Source organism: Streptomyces sp. NPDC059256 (genome assembly GCF_042753785.1).
GTDB lineage: Bacteria > Actinomycetota > Actinomycetes > Streptomycetales > Streptomycetaceae > Streptomyces.
Map to the genome: position 1 here is coordinate 488593 of NZ_JBHYZO010000003.1, position 24806 is coordinate 513398.

Sequence of the window (24806 nt, forward strand, 5' to 3'; positions counted from 1 at the left end):
GGCCTTCGGGCCTGCGCGGATGCTGGCTTGCGGGTTCCCGCTCCTGGGTGGCGCTGGCCTGTGGGTGTCCACCTCCTGGGTGTCCGGCTCCTGAGTGTCCACCTCCTGGGTGTCTGACTTCTGAGTGTCCGGCTCCCCTGCTCGTCGGGTTTCATCCGTTCGTCCTGACCTTCGTTCGGCGTGGACGTCCGGTGGGTGGCGTGCCGTCCGGAGCAGCAGGGCAGCCGGGATGGCGCGTGGAGGTGTGGAGGTGACGAGTCGCGGGTGCCCGCCCGGGAGCGCTCCGGACCGAGGGCGGGCCCGAACGCCATGGAAAGCGAAAGCCCGCCGAGCACCGGAAAGTGCCGATCCGCATCGGTGGGGCTCGTGGGGGCTGGCGGCAGATCCGTCCAGCGGTGCCGGCGGCCACGCCGCGACATCCACCGGTCAGTCCCGGTGCTTGTGCCGCCCGACGCCCGGCCGTGCTGGACCGACCACCGGCCGCGGGTGCCCGTCTCGCTCTACGGGATACCGGTCGGGTCACTCCGTACGCGCATTACCCTGCGAGTATGACGACGCCCTCGCCGCTTGCGCAGAACGACACTCCTTCGCCGGTAGTCCAGGCTGCTCAGCGGGCTCGGACCGCTGCCGCCGACATCGCGCCACTGCCGCGTGCGGCCAAGGACGAAGCCCTGCTGGCGATCGCGGACGCCCTGGAAGCCCGTACCGACGTCATCGTGACCGCCAATGCCGAGGACATCCTCAGGGCGCGCGAGGCCGGCACCAGCGAGTCGATCATCGACAGGCTCACCCTCACCCCGGAGCGGGTGCGGGCCATCGCCGCCGACGTCCGCGACGTCGCGGCCCTGCCCGACCCGGTGGGTGAGGTCGTCCGCGGTTCGACCCTGCCCAACGGCATCGACCTCCGCCAGGTGCGGGTCCCGCTCGGAGTCGTCGGCATCATCTACGAGGCCAGGCCCAATGTGACCGTGGACGCCGCGGCCCTCTGCCTCAAGTCGGGCAACGCCGTGTTGCTGCGGGGCTCCTCCTCCGCGTACTCGTCGAACGCCGCGCTGGTCGACGTCCTGCGCGACGCGGTCAAGTCCGCGGGTCTCCCCGCCGACTCCGTGCAACTGGTGCCGGGAGAGTCCCGCGACTCGGTACGCGAGCTGATGCGGGCACGGGGGCTCGTGGACGTACTGATCCCCCGCGGCGGCGCCGGTCTCATCCGGACCGTCGTCGAGGAGTCCATCGTTCCCGTCATCGAGACCGGCACCGGCAACTGCCATGTGTACGTCGATGCCCAGGCCGACCTCGACATGGCCGTGGACATCCTCATCAACTCCAAGGCCCAGCGGCCCAGCGTGTGCAATGCGGCGGAGACGCTTCTCGTGCACCGCGACATCGCTGCCGCGTTCCTGCCACGCGCCCTCGACGCGCTCGCTGAGGCGGGAGTGACCGTCCACGCGGATGAGCAGGTGACCGAGTACGCCTCCGCCAGCAAGGCCACGGTGGTCCCGGCGACCGCTGAGGACTGGGAGACCGAGTACCTCTCGTACGACATCGCTGCGGCCGTCGTGGACTCCCTGGACGCTGCCGTCGCCCACATTCGCCGCTGGTCGTCCGGGCACACCGAGGCGATCGTGACCACGTCCCAGGCCGCTGCCCGTCTGTTCACCCAGTTGGTGGATTCCACCACCGTGGCCGTGAACGCCTCCACCCGCTTCACCGACGGCGGCCAGTTCGGCTTCGGGGCGGAGATCGGGATCTCCACCCAGAAGCTCCACGCCCGAGGCCCCATGGGGTTGCCCGAGCTGACGTCCACCAAGTACATCGTCACCGGCGATGGCCACGTCCGATAGGCCCGGACGGGCCCAGTAGCGGGCCTCGCCCTTTGACCAGCGCCATCCGATCCAACGTGAGGGAAACCCCACCACCTCGGATCGGAGAGTTCGTCCTTCAGCCTGCCCAAACCGGGCGGCCAGGTCTACTCTGATTGCGTGCCGGACGACGTGGGGGGCAGGCCGTTCCCGGACGACGGGGAGCCCGACGACGACCGCGGTGGCGCGGACGAGAACTTCGCCTCCGTGGTGTTCGACGAGGACTTCGTCAGAGCAGCGGAAGTCCACGAGCCAAGCGCCGTCGAGCGACTCCTCGCCGCCGCCCAGGCACGGGCCGAAGCGGAGGCAGCCCGAGCAGGCCCCGGCCGCGGCCCCCACGAAGACGATCCCTACGAGGACGAGTACGGCTCCTACGGCCGTGAGGGCTTCGGCGACGAATACCACCCCGACGACGATGAATCGGGTCCCTATGGCAGGCACGGCGGTGCCCTGCGCCCCTACCGGGGCAGCGCCCGCTGGCACCGTCCCGTCGCATGGGTCCTCGCCCTGCTGATGGGCATCGGCATGGTCGCCCTCGCGTTCACGGCCGTGTACCGGGGATCCGCGGGAAACAATGGGGACCAGGTGCCCGCGCCCACATCGACGGGCGTCGACAGCAGCAGCCCCTCGGCCTCCCCAGACCGTGCCCACGGCCCTGCGGGTTCGGCGGATGTCCCCATTCCTCCTGTCCCCGTCGATCCGGGCACTCCCTGATGTACCGACCCCCCTTCACCGGGCGCCACGCTCCCTTTCCACACCCCTGACGCAACGGTCATATTCGGCCACTCAAGTTCTGTCGAACTGATCGCTCCCTGCCCCCGATCGACCACTTTTCCGTGAGTCTTCGAACGGTTGAGTGGTAAGTCATCAGACTTTGTCGCACGCCACCGCGTTTACCGAGGCCCCGCCAGACCCACCCTGAAGGTATGGCTGGCCGTGGAGACCCGCCTGAGGGGACACCTGAGGGGACACCCGAAGGACTCCCCGGCGGTGGAGAGGACGAGTACCGATCCGTCGTCTTCGACGAATCGTTCATACGAGCTGCGCGACTTCAGGAGTTCTCCGCGCACGAACGGATGGGCGAGCATGCGCGTGCCGTGCGCAGTCTCCCCTCCAACACCCGGAGAACCGGCCCGAGGCAACTACTGATCCTCATCCTGCTCGTGGCCGTCGCCTTCGGTACCGCGACGTACTTCGGAATGCGCCCTTCTAGCCAAGTGCCCGGCGGGAAACGAGCGGCCCCGCTGCGCACCACACTGATCCCCCTCGCTCCCCAGGGCGCCGTCCCCGGTGGGACGCCCAGCGACCTCTACGCGAACAGCCCGGCCGCGCAGTTCCGCATCGGGGCCTCGGGCATCACCTTCCCCAGCGCCGTGCGGACCAAGAGCTTCTCCCAGAGCCAGGTCGTGACGGCCCTGACGATCGCGAAGGACTATCTGGTGGAGTCCTCGCTCGACCCCGACGTCCTCACGGGCGGCGCGGTGCGACCCGTGCGGGTGCTGATCGATCCGGGCCAGTTGGCGCAGTTCGACCGGAGCATGTCCACTCCCGTGGCGGACGGACACCACGCGGCAACCGGATGGTTGATCCGCTACGACCCGGCCAAGGTGGTCCTTGCCGACCCGGAAATCCGGGTCCGGGGCACTCTGGCGGTGACGGAGGCGGGCGCCGACGCCCTGGAGGTGACGTCGGACCACACCTTCGCGTACGCCCTCCGCCCCGCCCCGACGCATGGCCCGCCGACGGGCACGGGCGCGACTCCGCAACTCGGCGGAAGTCCGAAGGGGGAATCAAGGGCCTCGACGGTGGGCGCCTCCCGTCGGACGGTCGACGAAACCTCACCGCACCCCGGTGCCGCAGTCTTCCCGAGGGCCAGCCGTCCCGATCAGGCCATCAGCCGGACCGACCGGACGGCCGGTGCCTCGTTGTTCACCGTCCGGCGCGTACTGCACTTCCGGTTCGACCGGGATGATCTCCAGCTCCACCGTGCGGAACTCTTGGCGAGCTACGTACAAGCCGGTCCGCAGGCGTGCTCCGACGACTCTTCGGGCACCTTGCACCCGCTCCTCGCGGGGGAGCGGGCAACCTCGGGCGCTCCGGCGGGCACCGATCCCTATGCGGAGGGAGAGGCCACCGCCGCGTTGTGCGGCTCGCTGGCATCGTCAGCGCAACCGAGCCCGAACCCCTAGGACCTATGCGCTCCACATCGGACTCCCCAGAACGAGACCCGTCCGCCCCGCGGATGCAAGGCTCCAGCCCGAAGCCCGAAGCCCGAAGCCCGAAGCCCGAAGCCCGAAGCCCGAAGCCCGAAGCCCGAAGCCCGAAGCCCGAAGCCCGGCCGAGGCCCCCTCCCTTCGATTGCCCGATCATCCGATCGAACCCATCAACCGTCGGCAGGGGGCGACATCGCTAGGACACTCCCTAGCCCTCTGCCTTGGTCCCTCCTGAGGCCGAGCCACCGCCGTTCCCGCCGGTGAACCGGTCTCGTAGCTTGCCTCCGAGGTCGCCCGCACCCCCGGCGATGTCACCGACCAACTTCATCAACGGGTCCTTGCTGGTCCGCACGGTGTCCGCATAGTGAGAGGCGGACTCACGTATGGAGTCGGTGACGGAGGTGTCGTTGTCCTCGGTGCGTCGCGGGTAGTGGCCGTCGATGATCCGCTGGTAGTCGCGGCTCTCCGCCCACTTCTTGAGCTCCGCTGCACGCACGGTGGTGAAGGGATGCGAACGCGGCAGCACATTGAGGATCTTCAGTACCGAGTCGCGCAGGTCCCCGCCCGCCTCGTACTCCTCCGCCTGCTTCAAGAACGCGTCGACGTTCATCTCATGAAGGTGATTGCCGCCGGCTATCTTCATCAGCCCACGCATCGATGCCTGTAGATCCTGACCCACCAGCAGCCCGGCCCGGTCCGCGGACAGCTCCGACTTGCGGAACCACTCCCGCAAGGCGGTGACGATCGCCATGATCGCGACATTGCCGAGCGGGATCCATGCGATCTTGAGCGCCAGACTGGTGAGGAACAGCAGGATCGTGCGGTAGACCGAGTGCCCCGACAGGGCGTGGCCCACCTCGTGGCCCACGACCGCCCGCATCTCCTCCTCGTCCAGCAACTCCACGAGCCCCGTCGTCACGACGATGATCGGCTCGTCGAGCCCGATGCACATGGCGTTGGGGCGAGGGTCCTGTGCCACGTACATGGCGGGGACCTTCTCCAGGTCCAGGACATAGCAGGCGTCCCGCAGCATGGTGTTCAGATGGGTGAACTGGGCATCGCTCACCCGCACCGAGTCGGAGAGGAAGAGCAGCCGCAGACTCCGCTCGGGCAGGAGCCCGCTCAGCGCCTTGAAGACCGTGTCGAATCCGCTGAGCTTGCGCAGGGCGACCAGCGCGGAGCGATCAGCCGGATGTTCATACGCCCGTGACGAGATGCCGGGGAAACGCTTGCGCTGCCTGCTCGGCACATTCCCGTGACTGCTGTCGGTCATTCAAACCCCCTGGTCGAACCGGTGATCCGTCGTACGAGTGATTGATTCGTCCCCCTGGCGATCCCCAGCGTAGGTGCTGGGGGCACAGTGCGCCCGAGGCTGTGGATAACTCTGGAACACAGGCCCGGTACGCCCGTTTTCCGTCATACGGCACCCTCGCAGCGGGGCCGTGACAACGACAACGACTGAGTCGGCGTGAGCGTGCCCGGGCGGCCCGCATACGATATGGGCGAAGTCCCTCCGCTCCGTTTCCGATCGATAAGGGCCCGCCGAAGATGAGCCTCCCCAGCAACGCCCCCAACCTGGTCACTCTCGCCGAGGGAGGCGAGGGCGCCCTGAACCACCCGAGCCTTCAGCCGATCCTCACCGGCGGCGGTGCGCTCCTCGCCCTGCTCCTGCTGCTCTGGATCACCATGAGCTTCAACCGCGACCGCTGAGCCGGGCGGAGCGAGTCAGGTTCGCGGGCCAGTAGGCTCTGCACGCATGGGAGAGCAGGAAGTGCCTACGGGCCCGGGTTCCGGCCGGCGGCGGCTCGGTGTGATGGGCGGGACGTTCGACCCGATCCACCATGGACACCTCGTTGCCGCCAGTGAGGTGGCCGCCCTGTTCCACCTCGACGAGGTGGTGTTCGTACCGACGGGGGAGCCGTGGCAGAAGAGCCACAAGGCCGTGTCTCCTGCCGAGGACCGCTATCTGATGACGGTCATCGCCACGGCGTCCAATCCGCAGTTCTCGGTCAGTCGCATCGACATCGACCGACCCGGGCCGACGTACACGATCGACACCCTGAGGGATCTGCACGCCCAGAACGAGGACGCGGACCTGTTCTTCATCACAGGTGCCGATGCCCTCTCCCAGATCATCGGCTGGCGGGACGCTTCGGAGCTGTTCTCGCTCAGCCACTTCATCGGGGTGACGCGACCGGGGCATGATCTGACGGACGACGGCCTGCCCGAAGGCAAGGTCTCCCTGGTGGAGGTTCCGGCGCTCGCCATCTCCTCCACCGACTGCCGGGCGAGGGTCGCCAAGGGTGATCCGGTTTGGTACCTCGTGCCCGACGGTGTGGTGCGCTACATCGACAAGCGCCAGTTGTACCGCGGCGAGTGAGCCACGGAGAGGGGCCCCGGTGAACGACCAGCACAGCCCGTTCGACCCGTACTACCAGCAGCCGCAGATCATCGGCTACGACGAGTACGGGCAGCCGGTGTATCAGCAGCAGCCCCAGGAGCAACAGCAGTACGACGCGCACCAAGGGGTGCAGTACGACTACCCCGACCAACGGCCCGTCGAGCAGACGTACGCCTACGACGACCACAACGACTACGACGCCTATAACCAGCTCCCCCAAACGGAGGAATCCCTCCCGCAGGGGTATGAGCAACCGGGCCACTCCGCGTCGTACGACACCTACGGCCAACTCGCCGAGCAAGGGCAAGGGCAGGGGCAAGGGCAAGGGCACGGAGTCGGTGCGGTCGACGGGGACCAGGGCTACACCTACGCGTACGAGCCGTATGAGGCCGATCAGGGCGGCCAGCACGCTGCCCAGCAGACCGCAGCGGTCGAGACGGCCCAGTGGAACATCCCCCAGCAGTCAGCGCCCATCGAAGCACCCGCATCGCCCATGTCCGATTTCTCCGATCTGGCACCCGCGAACGACGACGACAGTCTTGGACTGGTGCCCGGGCCGCGTCGTTCCGACGACGAACGGGACTACCGCACCGAGCAGTTCGCCTTCATCCAGGACCCCGAGGACGACTCGGAAGACGTCATCGACTGGTTGAAGTTCACGGAAAGCCGCTCGGAGAGGCGCGAAGAGGCCAAGAGGCGCGGGCGCAACCGTGTTGTCGCCCTTGGAGTCGTCCTGGGGCTGGTCCTGGTGACAGGCATCGCCTATCTGGTCTTCTCAGGCGATGACCCGAAGCAGGTCGCGGGTCAGACCACCGGCCCGCAGAAACGGGACGTGATCGTTCTCCATCTGCACAACACCAAGAAGAAGGGCACGTCCACCGCCCTGCTGGTCGACAACGTCACCACCAAGACGGGCACCACCGTCCTCCTGCCCAACTCCCTCTCGGTCGCCGGCGACGACGGTACGGGCACCACCCTGGGCAAGTCCGTCGAGGACGACGGTTCCCAGGGCACCCGGGAGGCGATCGGAAGCCTTCTCGGCGCCAAGATCACCGGCACCTGGCGGCTCGACACCCCGTTCCTGGAGAACCTGGTCGACCTGGTGGGCACCGTCGATGTGACCACGGACGTGGCGGTCCCCGGCGCGAAGAAGGGCGAGCCACCCGTCGTGGCACGCGGTGAGAACCAGACCCTGAACGGTCGGTCGGCGGCTGCCTACGCCACCTACCTGGCGCCCGGAGAGGTGGAGGCCAAGCAGCTCCAGCGTTTTGGACAGGTCATGCACGCGGTGCTGCGGAAGTTCCCGAGCGAGCAGAAGTCCGCCACCGTGACCGTTGAAACACTGGCCCAGATCCTCGACCCCTCGCTGACGGAGAGTGACCTCGGGGCCTCGCTGGCAAAGCTCGCCGATCATGCCAAGGGCGGCGACTACCAAACGGCTCTGCTGCCGGTCCAGGCGGACGGCACGCTGACCCAGCAGGCAGCTTCGAGCGTCAAGGACGTTCTGGGCGGTTCCATCACTGCACCGGACAAGAACGCCGCCGTCCGGATCGGCATCCGCAACGGAACGGGCAAGGCACCCATCTCCGAATCCGCGCGGGTCCTACTGGTCAACGGTGGCTACGCCGTCGTCGACGGTGGAAAGGTCGCAACGACCGGCACCTCCCGGATCACTTACGGTGACGATGCTCAGAAGGCGGAAGCCGCCGAGGTCGCCAAGACGCTGGGGTTGCCCGTGAGTGCCGTCGCCAAGGGTGCGGCTCCGCCCAACGCCGACATCAGCGTTGTCCTCGGACAGGACTTCAAGACGGAGTGACGAACGCTCCAGCTCTCTTCCACGGCGCGAAGGACTGCTGTGGAGGGGAGCACGGGGTGAGAGATGCGCTCCGCTGGCTCATGGGCGTTCGCCGAGTGGGTGACATCAGCGCGTCCACCCGGCTGACCAGCCAGGATGTCCCCGCTCTCAGCGCCGACGCCTTCCTCGCGAGTGCTGTCGGTGGTACATGAGATCCTTGGGTTGACACCCGACCGCCGACGAAAGCCAGCTAGTGACCGCTACGGACCGCTCCATCGAGCTCGTCAACGCCGCCGCCCAGGCAGCCGCTGACCGGCTCGCGCACGACATCATCGCGTACGACGTCAGTGACGTGCTGTCGATCACCGACGCCTTCCTGCTCGCCTCCGCTCCCAACGACCGCCAGGTCAAGTCGATCGTCGACGAGATCGAAGAGCGGCTGAACAAGGAGCTGGACGCCAAGCCCGTACGACGTGAGGGCGACCGGGACGCCCGCTGGATCCTCCTCGACTACGTCGACATCGTGGTCCACGTCCAGCACTCCGAGGAGCGGGTCTTCTACGCCCTGGAGCGACTGTGGAAGGACTGCCCCGAGCTGCTACTGCCCGAGGACGCCCAGAAGACCCGCGGCAAGTCCGCCGAGCGTCAGCAGGGGGAATCTGCGGAGCCAGCCCGAGCCGCCGGCACCCCGGACGGTGAGTTGAGCTGAACGAGGACGCCTACAAACGCACGGGGCGCCGTGTCGTCCTGTGGCGGCACGGCCAGACCGCCTGGAACGTGGAGCGCCGGTTCCAGGGCACCACGGACATCGAGCTCACCGAGGTGGGCATCGCCCAGGCCCGTAGGGCCGCCAGGCTGCTGGCGTCCCTCAAGCCCGACGCGATCATCTCCTCGGACCTCAAGCGTGCCTCCACCACGGCCGGTGAACTGTCCGGGTTGACCGGTCACACCGTCACCTTCGACCCGCAGCTGCGTGAGACGTACGCCGGTGTGTGGCAGGGCATGACCCACCAGGACATCATCGCCGAGTTCGGCGACCAGTACGCGGCCTGGAAACGTGGTGAGCCCGTGCGCCGGGGCGGTGGAGAGCTGGAGACGGAGGTCGCTGACCGGGCGGCCCCCGTGGTGCTCCGACACGCCGAGAAGCTTCCGGAGAACGGCACGCTCGTGGTGGTCAGCCACGGCGGCACGATCCGCACCACCATCGGACGGCTGCTCGGCCTTGAGTCCCGACATTGGGAGAGCCTGGGCGGTCTCTCGAACTGTTGCTGGTCCGTCCTCGGCGAGGGTGCGCGCGGCTGGCGGCTGCTTGAACACAACGCGGGGACCCTTCCTGAGCCGGTCCTCGGCGACGACGACTGATCCAACGTCCCGACTCTCGTGGTCACCGATGGCCGTGCCGGCTCGGCGAGCTACCCCCACCGGCGTCCGGGCTGGTGGGCCGGGGAGGCGCCGGGCGGGTCGGTCGCGGATCCCGGCAGGGGCCCCGGCCGGCCGCCGTGTTCGTGCGGCGGGGCGGTGGATCCGTCGGTTCGTCGAGGAGGAGCAGTTCGGGGGAGGCGGCGGGGCCCGTGGCGGGCGCCGTGCCCACTTGTGAAGCTGTGTCGGCTCCGCTGACCAGGAGTTCATGCCACTGATGGACCCCTGATCGACCGCGGGTGACCGGCCTCGGGGCCGGTCCAGGACGAGGCAGTCGGCCCGCACCCCCGGATTTCACTTTCCGGTGGGTCGCAGGCTAAAGTTCTACTTGTTCGCAGCGCTGAGCGCGAAGAACACGCGGGGCTATAGCTCAGTTGGTAGAGCGCCTGCATGGCATGCAGGAGGTCAGGAGTTCAATTCTCCTTAGCTCCACAATTCGGATCCCGCCCCTTCTGGGGGGCGGGATCTGGCGTTTCCCGTCACCTTCCCGCCAACGTCACCGCCCCTCTCCCGCGGTCATGGCAGAATCGGACGGCCGGAGTGGGCACCGGTCGGTATGGGGAGGTTGAGCATGACGTCCGCCAGTGGGAGCGAGGAGACCGATGATCTGCTTGCAACAGCGGACACACCCGCCCTTCTCGGACTTTCAACCCATGGATCGGTGTGCATCGCCCGGGGGCACAGCCGCCGTGGCGCAGTCTCGTTCGGACGGTTTTCGGCCGGGCGGATGTCCTGTCGGCACCGCTGGAGCTGAGTAATGGGAGCCCATAGGCGCAAGTGCGACTGGTGTGGCAGCGGTACGCCCATCGTTCGGGACATGGACCCGCTCAACCCGGAGTTCCAGTACTGGTGCGAGGAGTGCGCACGGGCGCTGATCATAAAGGGCGACCCCATCGAGACCTATCGAGAACTTGAGGGCGAACCGATCTACGGTCGTCTGCTCGAAGAACACTGCACGCTGAAGCGCTTCTACTCGTTCGCCACTGCCTGACCCTGCCTGCCTGACCGTGCTTGACTCTGCCTGGCCCCGCCTGACCCTGCCTGGCCCCGCCTGCGCCGCTTGGCCCCGTCATCAGACCCAGCGGACTGGCTCCCTCCGGGCCGTCCGAAGCCCTGTCGGTGGCCTCCCTCGGGCGCTGAGGAATGGATTTGGTGAAGCACCCCGGAGAGCGTTAATGTTGTCGACGTCGCCAGGGGAAACCTTCAACCGGGCGGCATCTCGCAAGGGGCTATAGCTCAGTTGGTAGAGCGCCTGCATGGCATGCAGGAGGTCAGGAGTTCAATTCTCCTTAGCTCCACACAATCACTCTCCAAAGATCCCGTCAGGTCTGATGACCGGGCGGGATCTTTCGCATGGTGGTCGGGACGGGTTCCGCTCGACCCGGCGGCGCGGCGACTCCCCGGTTCTTCGGTGAGTCACCGCACCTGCTCCGTATTCTCCGTATGTGCGAGTGCGTCCGACCACTCCCGTGAGCGGTCGTCGGTCAACCGCGTCCGCTGCCCAACTCCCTGCGTCGGGACACGGGCAGTCCGGGACGGGCCAGCGAGGTCGGAACCGCGGTCTGTTCGATCCGCATCGCCAGGGCGGGACATCGGCGCACAGCCCGCTGGGCCCGCCCCTGTAGATGCACTGGCACGACCGCATCGGCCACGGACGGGTAGCCGTCGGGATTGATCCGTATCAACTCCGGGATGATGTCGGCGCAGAGTCCGTGCCCCTGGCAGAGGGTCCAGTCGATCAGCACCTTCTCACCACTCGGGATGGACTCTTCCGATTCCTGGTAGCCGGGCAGCGGCAGGGGCAGTACGCCGGTGGTCTCCCGTCCGCAGCCTCCGTAGAGCACATGGGCGGCCAGGTCATCGGTGAACGCGGACAGCGTCGAGGCGAAGAACCGGGCCGAACCGTCAGGATGCTTGCAGGCCCCTCGTCCCTTCACCGCCTGGGTGACCTCCCGTAGGGCCTCAAGTGCCGCCGGACCGCCGCCGTTCATCACATCCGCGAGCCCTCCTGCTGCTGCGGGGAGGCCCAACTTGCAGGGTCCGCACTGCCCGGCGGTCTCGGCGGCGAGCCAGTTCGCCACCCGCAGCGCCTCCCCCAGGGGGCAGGTCTCCGGGCCGATCGGCAAGATGGCGCCGGCGCCCAGTGAACCACCCACGGCCGACAGGGACTCGCGGGAGACGACGGCGTCCTGCACGGCGGCCGAATCGATCCAGTTCCCGTGGTAGCCGCCGGTCAGCACCCCCTGTGGCACGGGGGGAGCCCCGGCCATCTGGAGGACGTAGCGCAGCGGAACCCCGGTGGGCACCTCGACCACCATGGGGCGCAGCACCGCACCCGAGATCGTCAGCATCACCGTGCCAGGCTCCTGGCCCGTTCCCGTGTTGCTGTAGCGGCGGGCGCCGATCCGGGCCGCGACCGCGACCTGGGCAAAGGTTTCGGCATTGGACAACAGGGTGGGCGCACCCCCGACACCGCTGTCGGAAGCGCGCACCCGGCGGCCGGGTGGCAGCGCGGGACCCCCATTGATCGCACGGATGACAGACGATGCCTCGCCCGAGACCATGCGCTCCGGAGTGCGCACGACGCGTGCCCGCATCCGCTGGCCGCGCCGGTCGGACAGCCCCCGCTCCGCCAGCGCCGCGCGCATGGAGATCTCGGTGGAGTTGCGGGTCACCGCCACCACCAGGGTGCGCGCGCCGACCGCCTCGGCAGCCAGGAGAGCGCCGTCGAGGATGAGGTGCGGCGCGCGGTTGAGCAGGACGGTGTCCTTGCGGCAAGCCGGCTCGCCCTCGCTGCCGTTGACGACGATCACGGGTCGCACACCGCGGCTGATGGCCGACTTGGCCACGGCGCGGAGCTTCTGCCCGAAGGGGAAGCCGGCGCCGCCGCGCCCGCGCAGGGAGATCTCCTCGGTGAGCTGTGCCAGCCGTTCACCGGTCATCGGCTCCAGGGGCCCGTGGACCTTGAGGTGCATCTGCAGGTCGAGTCGCTCGACCAGATCGAAACCCTGGGTCAGCTGGGGCAGCCCGACCACGCGGACCTCGGGGACATCGGGGAGAGGGGTGTTCAAGGTCGTTCTCCTGCGGGCGCGTTCCAGGGCTCTCCGGCCGGGGGCGGAAAGAAGGGTCCCGGCACGGCTTCCGCGGTGCCGTACGGATCCGGGTGCTCGGCGCCGAGGGGGCCTGGGTGGGAACCGTGTACGTCCCAGCCACCGGAACCGGGACGGAAGGTCTCATAGGCGCCGATGACGGGTGCCTCGTAGGGAGATGGAGGGCTCTGGGGCGGCGTCGGAACCGCGGAGGTGGGACGTCGGGAGAAGGCGTCGAAGGGGCTGTCGGCGTGGGGTGGCCGAAATCCATCTCCCAAGCCGGGCGACCCGTACCCCGTCACGCCGTATCCGTTGGCCCCGTACGTCGTCGCTCCATATCCGTTCGACGCGTATCCGTTCGATGCGTATCCGGTGGTGGGGGCGTACGACTGTGGGGGTGTGCTGGGCTGGGGAGGCGCGAACGGGGTGGGTGGGAAGGCGGGGGAGGGGGGCGGTGGTGACGGCGTCGGCCAGCCACCGGTCGCCGGGCCGCTCTCCGTCATGACGGGGAGTTCCTCCGTCATCGGTACCCGCTCTGCGAGCGGAACGGACGGCTCCCCGGCACGGGACACGGCGTGGTAAGCGGCTGCGATGCCAGTTCCCGCGCCCACCGGCCCGCTTCCCGTTGTGAGCCCCGCACCGGTCGGCTCGGCTTCCGGCCGTGGCGGCACCTCGTACAGCTGGGGGGACGGCGGGGCTATCCCCGCTTGTCGGCGACGGCGTCCGACGGCGCTTCGATCTGCGGGAATCCCCCCGTAGGGCCGCTGTGCGGGGATTCCGTTCATCCGCTCCAGCCCGATCTCCGTCGCCAGGTCGTCACCGTTGGAGAAGGGCGCTGTGGTCGGGCGGCTCGGTACCGCCGCTTCCTGTGGGGGCGGTTCGTCGCTGCCACGGCTGGTCACGGTGAGGATCTTGTCGGAGATCTGACGCTGGACCGGGCGCGGCAGCAGTCGTATCGACAGGGCTCCGGCCACGCTGACCAGCGCCAGGCTGTACATCAGTACCACCCAGGGCGCCGCGGGGCGGCCCGAGAAGAGACCGTGGAGCAGTGCGAAGCACCAGGCGGGATAGGCCAACATATGCAGCGTTCGCCAGCCGCCCGCGGCCTTGCTGCTGCCCGCAAGAGCACTGCGCAGGGCGCCGGTCGCCGCAGTGATCACCATGAGCAGCCCGGCCAGCGAGCCGAGGCCGATGAGCCCCGATGTACCGGTGACACCCAGCCCGAAGGGAATCAACGCTCCGACGAGGCTCACATGGCCGAGCGCCACCTTCACGGTGGCGTGCAGCAGGAGGAATCCCAGGGCAGCTGCCGCCGTGGCACGGTGGACGGCCTGCGCCAGCAGTCGATGGCGGGGAGAGAGCAATAGTCGATCGGTGGCGATCAGCCCCCAGGCGATCGAGGCCGTCAGGGCCACCAGGGCAAGGACCCCGGTGGTGAAGTCGAGCGCTGCGCGAAAACTCTCGCTCCCGCCGATGGCGAGAAGGGGAATGAGCACCAATCCCGCTACGGTCAGGCCGCCTTGCACGGGGCGACCGAGTCCGGAACTCGGGGCGGGCGATGAACGGCTCTTGCGATGAGGCTTCATGGGGCAACTCCGAGGGTGCGGGAAATGCGGTCCCGTTGAGGAATGCTAAGTCGACCCTTGGTGGGCGGAACGACGTTTTGGCGTTTACGGGGGAGACCCGCTCCCGCCGGATGCTGAGGTTGCCCCGGATAGGGTTGATATGCGCGTCCAGCAGGGGGAGTTGGCGCTCCGGGGTTCTGATCGGGGTAGGTGCCCGGTGACCTGCGCGGGACGGACGGCATTCGGCTCCCGGGGCTGTCGGCGATGTCCACGCGTTTCGATACGGGTTTCGTCCCGGATCGTCTCGATGTCGAGAGCGGTCGGTTGAAATTTCCGGTCACTGTCGCTTCTTCGCCGACCACCATTCCCGTGGGGGCCTTCACCTCTCGGGCGCATCGGTTTTACCATCGGCCACGACGCCATCCGCTTTACCGGTCGTCCGGGAGCCGGCATTCCCAGCGCTGACCGCCCCCGCTCACCCGGTGCCCTCTCACCGCTCACTCCCCGTGCCCGGGGCATACCAGCGCGCGTCCGGATCTGCTGCTGCGGTACCCTGACGCTATGCGTGCCGTACGCCTTCTGCTTAGCGAGCCGCGCTGATCAGTCCCGACGGATGAATAGGTCCGGTCGGAATCGGCGCGGCTTCCCCTCCTGTGCGAGGGGTCCTTTTGTTTACGGGCTATGCCCATTCCGACCGCTGGGCAGAGACGATCGATGGAGCTTTAAGGATCATGAGCGAGACGAATTCTGCTGCTTCTGCCGCCGAGGTGGCTGCGCCGCACCGCTATACGGCAGCGATGGCCGCCGATATCGAGGCACGCTGGCAGGACTTCTGGGACGCAGAGGGCACGTACGAGGCACCCAACCCGAGCGGCGACCTGGCGGGGGACCCGGCACTGGTTGCTCGGCCCAAGAAGTTCATCATGGACATGTTCCCCTATCCGTCCGGTGCCGGACTGCACGTCGGGCACCCGCTGGGGTACATCGCCACCGACGTCTTCGCCCGTCATCAGCGGATGACCGGCCACAACGTGCTGCACACCCTGGGCTTCGACGCCTTCGGACTGCCGGCAGAGCAGCACGCGGTCGCCACCGGAACCCATCCGCGGGTGTCGACCGAGGCCGCCATGGACAACATGAAGCGCCAACTGCGCAGGCTGGGGCTCGGTCACGACCAGCGCAGGTCGATCGCGACGATCGATCCGGAGTACTACAGGTGGACCCAGTGGATCTTCCTGCAGATCTTCAACTCCTGGTACGACCAGGAGGCTCAGCAGGCCCGTCCGATCGCGGAACTGGTGGCGCAGTTCGAGTCCGGTGAGCGACAGGTCCCCGACTCCTCGCGCACCTGGGGCGAGTTGAGCGCCGTCGAGCGTTCAGAGGTCCTGGGCGGGTACCGCCTGGCGTACGCCTCGGACGCACCGGTGAACTGGTGCCCCGGTCTGGGCACCGTACTGGCGAACGAAGAGGTCACCGCCGACGGTCGGTCGGAGCGTGGGAACTTCCCCGTCTTCAAGGCCAAGCTGCGCCAGTGGAACATGCGCATCACCGCCTACGCGGACCGTCTGCTGGACGACCTCGATGCGCTGGACTGGCCCGAGGCCATCAAGTTGCAGCAGCGCAACTGGATCGGCCGGTCCGAGGGCGCTCGTGTCGACTTCTCGATCGAGGGACATGACGACGCCCGGATCACGGTCTTCACCACCCGACCCGACACCCTGTTCGGCGCCACCTACATGGTGCTGGCTCCCGAGCACGCGCTGATCGACTCGATCCTGCCGGCCGAATGGCCGCAGGGCGTGAAGGCCGAGTGGACGGGCGACGCCGCCACACCGGCCGATGCCGTGTCCGCGTACCGCAAGCAGGCGCAGACGAAGAGCGACGTCGAGCGTCAGACCGAGCACAAGGACAAGACGGGCGTCTTCACCGGCGCCTACGCCGTCAATCCGGTCACGGGCACCCGAATTCCGGTCTTCGTCGCCGACTATGTGCTGATGGGCTACGGCACCGGCGCGATCATGGCCGTGCCCGGGCAGGACGAGCGGGACTGGGAGTTCGCCGAGGCTTTCGGCCTGCCGATCATCCGTACCGTCCAGCCGCCCGCAGGATGGGAGGGCGAGGCGTTCACCGGTCAGGGCCCGGCGATCAATTCGTCGAACGAGGAGATCTCGTTGGACGGCCTGGAAGTCGTCGAGGCCAAGGCACGGATCACCACCTGGCTGACCGAACGGGGGATCGGCGAGGGAACCGTCAACTTCCGGCTGCGCGACTGGCTGTTCAGCCGGCAGCGCTACTGGGGCGAGCCGTTCCCCATCGTCTACGACGAGGACGGTGTGGCCCACTCGCTGCCGGACTCCATGCTGCCGCTGGAGCTGCCGGAGGTCGACGACTACTCACCGCGTACGTTCGACCCCGATGACGCGGACACCAAGCCGGAGACCCCGCTGTCCCGGAACGAGGAATGGGTCAACGTCACCCTGGACCTCGGCGACGGTCCCCGCAGGTACCGCCGAGAGACCAACACCATGCCCAACTGGGCCGGTTCCTGCTGGTACGAGCTGCGCTACCTGGACCCCCACAACAGTGAGCAGTTGGTCGCTCCGGACATCGAGCGCTACTGGATGGGGCCGCGCGAGGGGATGCCGCACGGCGGTGTCGACCTCTACGTGGGCGGCGCCGAACACGCGGTGTTGCACCTGCTGTACGCACGGTTCTGGTCCAAGGTCCTGTTCGACCTGGGGCACATCTCCTCGCCCGAGCCGTTCCACAAGCTGTTCAACCAGGGCATGATCCAGGCGTACGTCTACCGTGACAGCCGTGGTTTCCCGGTGCCCGCCGTCGAGATCGAGGAGCGGGACGGCAAGTTCTTCCACGAGGGCGAGCCCGTCAAGCGCGAGCTGGGCAAGATGGGCAAGTCCCTGAAGAACGCGGTCACTCCCGATGAGATCGCCGCCGAGTACGGCGCCGACACGCTGCGGCTGTACGAGATGGCGATGGGGCCGCTGGACGTGTCCCGGCCCTGGGACACCCGCGCCGTGGTCGGCCAGTACCGACTGCTGCAGCGGCTGTGGCGCAATGTGGTGGACGAGTCCACCGGCGACGTCACCGTCGAGGACCGCGAGCCGGACGAGGCCACGCTGCGTGCCCTGCACAAGGCGATCGACGGCGCGGGAGCCGATCTGGCGGCGCTGCGCTTCAACACGGCCATCGCCAAGATCACGGAACTGAACAACTACCTGACCAAGTCCGGTGGGCCGCTGTCCAGGAGCGTGGCGGAGCGGCTGGTCCTGCTGATCGCCCCGCTCGCCCCGCACATCGCCGAGGAGCTGTGGCGGAAGCTGGGGCACCGCGAATCCGTCGTGCACCAGGACTTCCCGGTCGCCGACCCCGCCTACGTGGTGGACGAGGCCGTGACCTGCGTGGTTCAGATCAAGGGCAAGGTCAGGGCACGCCTGGAGGTCTCGCCGACGATCTCCGACACGGAGTTGGAGGCGCTGGCTCTGGGCGATGCCGCTGTCGTCGACGCCCTTGGAGGCGGCGGCATCCGCAAGGTCATCGTGCGCGCCCCGAAGCTCGTCAACATCGTCCCCGAGTAGTCCTCTTTCCCGAGACGGCCGGTCAGCGCTGCGCCCTCCCCGGACGGCGTGCTGCGCCGCGACGGCCGTCTCGGAGCATTCCCGGCCGCCCTGAGACCGATCCGCGCCCTGATGTGCGGGGACGCGCCGACTCCGGGTGGCTCAGGGGGCGATCAGGGGCTCCTCAGGGGCTCCTCAGGGTCTCCACTCAGGGCAGGTTGAGGGTTCCAAGGAACCCTTGGCCTGCCTGCGGCGTTTACGGTGGGAGGAGCACGACTACGGTGGATGTAGGACAACCGAAGCCGAAGGGGCGCCCATGGAAAGCGCGATTCTGATACTGGCGCTGCTCTTTGTCGCTTTTGTGGCGCTCGGGGTCTATGCGACGGTGAAGGCGGTGCGCATCGCCAAGAAGGGCGTGGAGCGCACGGTCAACCAGGCGCGCCGTACGGTCGAGGACACCACCCTGCGGGCCAAGAGCTACGGTCAGATCGGCGTCGCGGGCGAGCTGGCACAACTGCGGCTGAAGCTGCGGACCTCCATGCGGGCGACGCAGGACGCTCTGAACGCCGGCGTGGCGGAGGACGCCTCGCTCTCCGAATCCATCAGCCTGTTCGAGCGCCTCAGCGTTCACGGGCGCGAGTTGGACGACGAGCTGAAGCGCCTTGAGCGCGAGCCTGACCGGGTGACGATCTCCAGCAAGCTGCCCGAGCTGCGCGAGCGCATGGAGCGGATCACCCGCTCGGCCGAGTCGCTCCGCTGGGCGGCCCGGGATCGGGCGAGTCGCTTCGCTGAGGACGATCTGGACACCTTGGCGGGCCAGATCGACATGGAGGCCGGAGCCCTGCGGCACTGGGCGGAGACCGAGTCCCCGGCGGATGCGGGATCCACCACGGGATCGGCCTCCGACTGGCCCGCGGCGGACGATCGCACGGTGGCCCATCAGTCCTGGTCGGACGAGGAGTCCGCGACCGGTGAGAGCGCTGGCAAGTCCGGCACCGGCCCGTCGGACCAGCAGCCGCAGGCCATTACGGCGCGTGACCCCCGGCTGACGAGCTACCCATGGGAGAAGTCCGCGCGCCCCGAGACCACCAACTGAGGCGGTACGAGTCGGGGCCGGGGAGTCCCCGAGCCGCTCTGTGGGATGTCCGCTGTCCGCATGGTTGACTCCCACCGAGTGCCCCGCATGGTTCGGGGCATCCGAGGGCTATGAGCCAATGTGACGGGGAGCGCCACCGCAGCAGTCACCACCGCACCGGACTGGAATGGGCGGGGCGGATGGGACCGTGTGAGGTACCGAGGGGCCGGGCTCCCGTTTGCGAGCGCTGACCGGTAACCTCCCGCTCATGTCCCGCCATGTCGCTATCGTCACCGATTCAACGGCCTACCTGCCGCAGCCGGCGATGGCGCGCCACGGCATGGTGGCGGTGCCCCTGACCGTTGTTCTCGGCGATGAGGCGTTGGAAGAGGGCACCGAGATCTCGGCCCGCTCGCTCGCTCTGGCCCTGCAGAAGAGGCGCTCGGTCACCACCTCGCGCCCCAGCCCGCAAGTCTTCGCCGAGACTTATCGCGCACGAGCCGAGGCGGGGGCGACCGGAATCGTCTCGCTCCATCTGTCCGCCGAGTTCTCGGGCACCTACGATGCCGCGGTGCTGGCCGCGAAGGACGCACCGGTACCGGTGCACGTGGTGGACACCGGGATGGTCGCGATGGCCCTGGGGTTCTGTGCGTTGGCCGCCGCCGAAGCGGCTGAAGCCGGTGGGACCCTCGACGAGGTGGTGGCCGCGGCAGAAAAGCGGGCCGCGAACACCTCTGCCTTCTTCTACGTCGACACTTTGGACTATTTGCGGCGCGGTGGCCGTATCGGAGCTGCGCAGGCCCTGTTCGGCTCGGCACTCGCGGTGAAGCCGTTGCTCCAACTGGTCAACGGACGCATCGAGATGCTGGAGAAGGTGCGCACAGCATCGAAGGCGATCGCCCGGCTTGAGGAGATCGCCGTGGCCGAGGCGGGTAGCGGCTCCGTGGATGTCGCGGTCCATCATCTGGCGGCTCCCGAACGGGCCGCGGCCTTGGCGGATCGGCTGCGTGAGCGGGTGCCGGGGCTGGTCGACCTCCATGTGAGCGAGGTGGGCGCGGTGATCGGGGCTCACACGGGTCCGGGCCTCCTGGGGGCCGTGATTTCACCCCGCTGACGTCTCCGGCCCGGTCGATGAGGCGCACCCCCGCCCGGGTGGGTCCTTCCGTCTCCTCGTCTCTGTACGTGAACGGTGTCCGCTCGGTACTTGAACGGTGTCCACTCGGTACGTGCACGGTGTCCGCGGTGGATTTCTGCGCCCGCCTCGACTTCTGCGAAAGGGACGGTTGGCCTCCTGGGGTCAGGGCCCGATGCGGAGGCTCTGCCGCCTGGGCACGGTTCTGCCCTGTTGAAGGGATGACCTGCCTTGGTGCGGGATGGCCGCTCTCGGCGAGGGGCGCTACGGCAAGGAACGACGGCAGGCGGACCACTCGATGTGGCGATGTGGCGATGTGGTCGGGGAGACGCCTGGGACCGGTGGCGTGTTGGTGGGCTCAACAGGGTTCATGTGGGTGTCTGGGTTATCCACAACACATCAGTTTTCCACCGTAATTGAGGTCGCTCAGCGAGATCAGCAGGGGCTGTCTAGCGTCCTGTGCATGGATCTTCGATCACGTTCTGCAACCAGCGGGCCGGGCCGTGCCCCGGCTTCGGACGGTCGTGCCCGTACCGGGCGTGGCGCAGGTCCGACCGCCCGGGCCTCTCGTGTGCGCCCCGCTGTCGGCTTCGGCACCCGACCGGGTGGCCACGGCCGAGGACCGGCACCGGGTGGCCGTGGCTCCCGATCGAGTGTCGGCCGAAGGCGGCTGCACCGCGCATCCCGCCCTTCCCACCCGGGGGTGCAGGTTTCCTCCCATGAGGTGGCCAGGCGGAGAGCGGTCGCCTTGTTCGACTCACCTTCGGGAAGCGGCGCTGGCGCCACAGGGACAGCCGACGACCTCACGCCCCCTGCCGGGGCGTTCCCATCCCACGCCCGCGCAAACGAATCCCAAGGACCCGCGGTACCAGCGCAGTTGGCCTCCGTGCCACCATCCCGGCCACCCGGAGAAGTCGCAGCGGGCGAGGGGAGCGGTCCCCGGGCTTGGCGCCGGCTGGCTCTCGCCACCCGGGAGCGGCTGCCCCTCTGGGTGCAGCTGCGATGCGGGCTCGAACCGAAGACGCTGGTGGCGTTGGCAGTCGTCTTCCTGGTGGCGGCGGTCTTCGCGGCCCAGCACTTCTGGACCGGACGACCGGAGACCGTGCGAGCTCCGCAGGTGCTGCCGGAGCCGGTGGCGCAGGCGCGTACGCCCCCGCCCGGGCCGGCGCCGACTCCTCGACCGACGCCGTCGACAGTTGGACGCATCGTCGTCGATGTCGCCGGCAAGGTACGGCGTCCTGGTGTGCTGAAGCTGCCGATGGGCTCCCGCGTCGCCGATGCCCTGGCGGCTGCTGGTGGGGTGAGGACGGGCGTGGACACATCCGCCCTCAACCGCGCTCGGTTGCTCGTGGACGGTGAGCAGGTGGCAGTGGGTGTGCCGGCGGCCCCTGCCCCGGCTCCGGGAGTGGATGGCGGCGCAGCCGGTGCGGGTTCGGGCGTCCCCGGGGATCCTCGCGCAGGTGGTGAGGGCGGTCAGGGGGCGAGCACTGCCCGAACCGCAGGGACGCTGAGTCTGAGCACGGCAACAGCGGAGGAGTTGGACACCCTTCCCGGTGTCGGACCGGTGCTGGTCCAGCACATCATCGACTACCGCACCCAGCACGGTGGATTCCGCTCCGTCGATCAACTGCGTGACGTCGACGGCATCGGGGATCGACGGTTCGCCGAGCTGAAACCAAGGGTGCGGCCGTGACGCGCGGGGGAGTCCACCGCGGGTCCGCCCATTCCTTGGGAAACTCCCACCCACGCCAAGAGGGCCCTGCCGACCTGCGATTGGTGTGCCCTGCTCTGGCGCTCTGGGGTGCGGCTGCCCTGGCCGTCGCCTTGTCGTGGCGGACAACAGCCCTCGGGGTCGTGCTCTGTGTCTGTCTGGCGGTCCTCCTACTGGCTTGGGCCGTGCTCCAGCGCAGCGGATCTTCATCTCCGGCCCGTACGACTTCTCCGGCCTCCGGCGATGGTGCTGCCCGCCGGGACAGTCGTCTGCGGCTGAACGCCACCGCGCTCGCGGCCGTGTTGCTGGCAGCGGCTGCGGGTGCTGTGGCAGGAGGGCTCCACGCGGCTGATCAGCGGCGTGGTCCGCTGCCGGACATGGCAGCAGCGCACTCCCGCGCCACTGTGGAGCTGACGATCTCCACCGACCCGCGGTTAGCCCGGCCCCGGGCACCAAGTGGATCCTGGATGGCACGCGCTCTGCTCTTCGACGCCGAGGTCACCCAGGTCACAGCACCCGGGGGAGAGGTGACAGCGACGAGGAACCCCGTGCTGGTGATCGTGCGGCCGGGCCTACCGCAAGCAGCCCTCGCACGCTGGCAACGACTTCTCCCGTCGACCCGGTTGCGTCTCCACGGCCAGCTCGCACCACCGCTTGCCGATGATCACCGCTTTGCCGCAGTACTGAAGGTGCCGGGCGGGTGGCCCGAGATCGTCCAGGGCCCCTCCTCCGTGCAGAGGAGGGCTGGCGACCTCAGAGCCGGGCTGCGTGAGGCATCGAAGGATCTGAGCCCAGATGCGCGCGCATTGTTGCCGGGGTTCGTCGTCGGTGACACCACGAGGGTCACCCCCGATCTGCACAGGGCATTCGAAGCAACCGATCTGACGCACCTCCTGGCGGTGTCAGGAAGCAACCTCAGCATCGTGCTCATTCTGCTGATCGGACCACCCGGTCGCGCCCTGCTCGCCGAGAGGGGTGGACTCGCGCCCCGACTCGGCATCACCCTGAGGGGGACGGCTCTCCTCGGAGGCGCCCTGACACTTGCTTTCGTCATCGTGTGCAGACCGGAACCAAGCGTTTTGAGGGCCGCCGCCTGCGGAGCGATCGTCCTGCTCGCGATCGGGACCGGGCGTCGACGATCACTGATCCCAGCCCTTGCCGCCGCCGTCGTGGTGCTCGTCCTCTACGACCCGGGCCTGTCCCGGAGCTACGGCTTTCTGCTGTCGGTCCTGGCCACGGGGTCCCTCCTGACCATCGCGCCGCGCTGGAGCGCCTCGCTCCAGCGGCGGGGCGTACCACCGAGGCCGGCCGAGGCGCTGGCCGCGGCAGCCGCAGCACAGGCCGTCTGTGCTCCAGTGGTCGCGATCTTCGCCGCCCGGGTCAGCCTGGTCGCGGTGCCGTGCAATCTCCTCGCGGAGCTTGCGATCGCCCCGGCGACCGTGCTCGGCTTCCTTGCGCTCGCCACTGCCCCGGTGTTCATGCCCCTGGCGGAAGCACTGGCTCAGATCGCGGGCTGGCCGACCGGCTGGATCGCCTCCGTGGCCCGGGCGGGAGCCTCGCTGCGGGGAGCCCAGCTGGACTGGCAGGGCGGTTGGAGGGGCGGGCTCTCACTGGCCGTGATCACCGTGCTGGCCGTTCTCGCTCTCCGCAGACTGCCGCGTCATCCATGGGTGGCACTGGTCTGCGCGCTGGTACTCCTGTGTGCTGTGGTGCGTCCCGCACCACTCACCCGGGTGCTCACGGGTTGGCCGCCGCCTGGTTGGACGTTCGCCATGTGTGATGTGGGTCAGGGAGATGCCATGGTGCTCTCCGCCGGTGACGGGAGGGCCGTGGTCGTGGACGCGGGGCCGGATCCCGTGGCGGTCGACGCCTGCCTCAGGACGCTGGGCGTCGAGCGGATCCCCCTCGTTGTGCTGACCCACTTCCATGCGGACCACGTTCGAGGGCTGCCCGGGGTGCTGAAAGGGCGCAGCGTGGGCGCGGTGCAGACGACCAGCATGCAAGAGCCCCCGGAGCAGAGCGCATTCGTCCACAGGGTCTCCGCCAGAGCCCACGTTCCTTTGATCCACGCTCGTATGGGTGAGCGGAGGAAGGACGGGAGGCTGTCCTGGCAGGTGCTCTGGCCACGGCCTCACGCACGCAGCGGAGAACTGCCGCATGTCGAGACACCAGGAAGGCACGGGGAGCTTGAGGTGCCCAACGGATTCGGCCTGCCGGACGGGCCCAACGACGCCAGTGTCACCCTATGGGTCGAGATCGCAGGGGGGCCGACCCTGCTGATGCTCGGAGACCTTGAACCGCCGGCCCAGCGCGGTCTGTTGATCGAGCACCCGAGGCTCGCGCGGGTGGACATCCTGAAGGTCGCCCACCACGGTTCGGCCCATCAACATCCGGAACTGCTCACCGCAGCGCGTCCCCGACTCGCCTTGATCTCCGTGGGCCGGGGAAACACCTATGGCCACCCTTCGCCTCGTACGGTGAGTGCATTGCGGGACGTGGGCGCACGCGTTCTGCGCACGGACAGGGACGGTCCCATCGCGGTCACCGGAGACGGGCAGAGTCTGCGGGCCCACATTGGTGGGAGTGCCCGTTCCGAAGGCACCCTCGCCGCATTCCGACACCTCCATGGTGGGGACGGTTCATCCACTCTCCGACAGGGCGGCGCGGCCCCGGGGAAACAGCACCGACTTCCGGGAGACGCCAGCCGTCGTGCCCGGCCTCGATGCCCATCGCGCTGTCATCGCGGGCGGACGGCCGATGGGGACTCGATCGCTGGTGCTGTCATTCTCGTAGGTCAGCACCGAGTACCGCTGCCTGTGCGCCGGGTGCTCGGACCGGTCATCTCCAGAACTCGTGCCGCGCAGCCGTCGCCCCCGTGTGTGGAGGAGCGACTCCCCGGTCGTGTCTTGGGCGCCGAAGGAGGCGGGCACCTCATGGCCTGCGGTTTCCTTCGACGGCGCAGGGAGCAGGCT

Annotated in this window: 16 protein-coding genes, 2 tRNA genes and 1 pseudogene; 16 read left to right on the forward strand and 3 right to left on the reverse strand. The window is 68.5% G+C overall.

Translation table 11 applies throughout. The features are described 5' to 3' along the window. Positions 1-548 precede the first annotated feature (548 nt). The 3 genes from ACFXJL_RS10075 to ACFXJL_RS10085 all read left to right on the forward strand — a co-directional run bounded on the left by ACFXJL_RS10075 (position 549) and on the right by ACFXJL_RS10085 (position 4048). Positions 549-1841 (forward strand): glutamate-5-semialdehyde dehydrogenase, encoded by a 1293-nt coding sequence (locus ACFXJL_RS10075; RefSeq protein WP_358879041.1) that lies wholly within the window; start codon positions 549-551, stop codon positions 1839-1841. 138 nt (positions 1842-1979) lie between these two features. Then, entirely contained in the window at positions 1980-2573 is a 594-nt protein-coding gene (locus ACFXJL_RS10080) for a hypothetical protein (protein ID WP_384690926.1), read from the forward strand. 212 nt (positions 2574-2785) lie between these two features. Beyond that, entirely contained in the window at positions 2786-4048 is a 1263-nt protein-coding gene (locus ACFXJL_RS10085) for a hypothetical protein (RefSeq protein WP_358879043.1), read from the forward strand. A gap of 232 nt (positions 4049-4280) precedes the next feature. Here ACFXJL_RS10085 and ACFXJL_RS10090 read toward each other — a convergent pair whose 3' ends face one another. After that, positions 4281-5345 (reverse strand): M48 family metallopeptidase, encoded by a 1065-nt coding sequence (locus ACFXJL_RS10090; protein WP_384690929.1) that lies wholly within the window; start codon positions 5343-5345, stop codon positions 4281-4283. A 275-nt stretch (positions 5346-5620) separates the two neighbouring features. Between ACFXJL_RS10090 and ACFXJL_RS10095 the strand changes: the two genes are divergently transcribed. The 8 genes from ACFXJL_RS10095 (at position 5621) to ACFXJL_RS10130 (ending at position 10985) form a co-directional block, all read left to right on the forward strand. After that, positions 5621-5782: a hypothetical protein gene (locus tag ACFXJL_RS10095; RefSeq protein WP_329018673.1), complete on the forward strand. Its 162-nt coding sequence runs from the start codon at positions 5621-5623 to the stop codon at positions 5780-5782. A gap of 46 nt (positions 5783-5828) precedes the next feature. Further along, positions 5829-6452, forward strand: a complete 624-nt coding sequence (gene nadD / locus ACFXJL_RS10100) for a nicotinate-nucleotide adenylyltransferase (protein ID WP_329018669.1) — start codon at positions 5829-5831, stop codon at positions 6450-6452. 19 nt (positions 6453-6471) lie between these two features. Further along, positions 6472-8289, forward strand: a complete 1818-nt coding sequence (locus ACFXJL_RS10105) for an LCP family protein (RefSeq protein ID WP_384639309.1) — start codon at positions 6472-6474, stop codon at positions 8287-8289. 232 nt (positions 8290-8521) lie between these two features. Further along, entirely contained in the window at positions 8522-8977 is a 456-nt protein-coding gene (gene rsfS, locus ACFXJL_RS10110) for a ribosome silencing factor (RefSeq protein WP_384639306.1), read from the forward strand. Continuing rightward, a complete protein-coding gene (locus ACFXJL_RS10115; RefSeq protein WP_358879117.1) occupies positions 8974-9630 on the forward strand; it encodes a histidine phosphatase family protein in 657 nt (218 codons plus the stop codon). Before rsfS ends, ACFXJL_RS10115 begins: the two co-directional genes overlap by 4 nt. Before the next feature lie 416 nt (positions 9631-10046). Further along, positions 10047-10119 (forward strand) — tRNA-Ala (locus ACFXJL_RS10120). Between the two features lie 325 nt (positions 10120-10444). Continuing rightward, positions 10445-10678, forward strand: a complete 234-nt coding sequence (locus ACFXJL_RS10125) for a hypothetical protein (protein ID WP_329018660.1) — start codon at positions 10445-10447, stop codon at positions 10676-10678. 234 nt (positions 10679-10912) lie between these two features. Next, positions 10913-10985: transfer RNA gene (locus tag ACFXJL_RS10130), tRNA-Ala, on the forward strand. Between the two features lie 186 nt (positions 10986-11171). Here ACFXJL_RS10130 and ACFXJL_RS10135 read toward each other — a convergent pair. Further along, positions 11172-12758, reverse strand: a complete 1587-nt coding sequence (locus ACFXJL_RS10135) for an NADH-ubiquinone oxidoreductase-F iron-sulfur binding region domain-containing protein (protein ID WP_358879048.1) — start codon at positions 12756-12758, stop codon at positions 11172-11174. Next, entirely contained in the window at positions 12755-14272 is a 1518-nt protein-coding gene (locus tag ACFXJL_RS10140; RefSeq protein WP_384691364.1) for a hypothetical protein, read from the reverse strand. The genes ACFXJL_RS10135 and ACFXJL_RS10140 overlap by 4 nt, the downstream gene beginning before the upstream one ends. A gap of 800 nt (positions 14273-15072) precedes the next feature. Between ACFXJL_RS10140 and leuS the strand changes: the two genes are divergently transcribed. The 5 genes and pseudogenes from leuS to ACFXJL_RS10165 form a co-directional block, all read left to right on the forward strand. Then, positions 15073-17937 (forward strand): leucine--tRNA ligase, encoded by a 2865-nt coding sequence (leuS, locus tag ACFXJL_RS10145; protein WP_384690934.1) that lies wholly within the window; start codon positions 15073-15075, stop codon positions 17935-17937. Between the two features lie 295 nt (positions 17938-18232). Continuing rightward, a complete protein-coding gene (locus ACFXJL_RS10150) occupies positions 18233-19012 on the forward strand; it encodes a hypothetical protein (RefSeq protein WP_384639300.1) in 780 nt (259 codons plus the stop codon). Between the two features lie 247 nt (positions 19013-19259). Continuing rightward, positions 19260-20105, forward strand: coding sequence for a DegV family protein (locus ACFXJL_RS10155; RefSeq protein ID WP_358879051.1), 846 nt, complete (start codon positions 19260-19262; stop codon positions 20103-20105). Positions 20106-21156: 1051 nt separating this feature from the next. Then, the gene (locus ACFXJL_RS10160; protein ID WP_384690937.1) at positions 21157-21816 is read left to right on the forward strand and encodes a helix-hairpin-helix domain-containing protein; all 660 of its coding nucleotides are present in this window, start codon (positions 21157-21159) and stop codon (positions 21814-21816) included. After that, a pseudogene (locus ACFXJL_RS10165) lies at positions 21813-24419 on the forward strand (ComEC/Rec2 family competence protein); the annotation flags it as partial. The gene ACFXJL_RS10160 and the pseudogene ACFXJL_RS10165, both read left to right, overlap by 4 nt. Positions 24420-24806 lie beyond the last annotated feature (387 nt).

What these genes read in the sequence shown, in the direction of transcription:
- ACFXJL_RS10075 (WP_358879041.1), top strand. Translation starts at nt 549, where the DNA reads ATGACGACGCCCTCGCCGCTTGCGCAGAACGACACTCCTTCGCCGGTA.
- ACFXJL_RS10085 (WP_358879043.1), top strand. Translation starts at nt 2,786, where the DNA reads ATGGCTGGCCGTGGAGACCCGCCTGAGGGGACACCTGAGGGGACACCC.
- ACFXJL_RS10090 (WP_384690929.1), bottom strand. Translation starts at nt 5,345, where the DNA reads ATGACCGACAGCAGTCACGGGAATGTGCCGAGCAGGCAGCGCAAGCGT.
- ACFXJL_RS10095 (WP_329018673.1), top strand. Translation starts at nt 5,621, where the DNA reads ATGAGCCTCCCCAGCAACGCCCCCAACCTGGTCACTCTCGCCGAGGGA.
- nadD (WP_329018669.1), top strand. Translation starts at nt 5,829, where the DNA reads ATGGGAGAGCAGGAAGTGCCTACGGGCCCGGGTTCCGGCCGGCGGCGG.
- ACFXJL_RS10125 (WP_329018660.1), top strand. Translation starts at nt 10,445, where the DNA reads ATGGGAGCCCATAGGCGCAAGTGCGACTGGTGTGGCAGCGGTACGCCC.
- leuS (WP_384690934.1), top strand. Translation starts at nt 15,073, where the DNA reads ATGAGCGAGACGAATTCTGCTGCTTCTGCCGCCGAGGTGGCTGCGCCG.
- ACFXJL_RS10150 (WP_384639300.1), top strand. Translation starts at nt 18,233, where the DNA reads ATGGAAAGCGCGATTCTGATACTGGCGCTGCTCTTTGTCGCTTTTGTG.
- ACFXJL_RS10155 (WP_358879051.1), top strand. Translation starts at nt 19,260, where the DNA reads ATGTCCCGCCATGTCGCTATCGTCACCGATTCAACGGCCTACCTGCCG.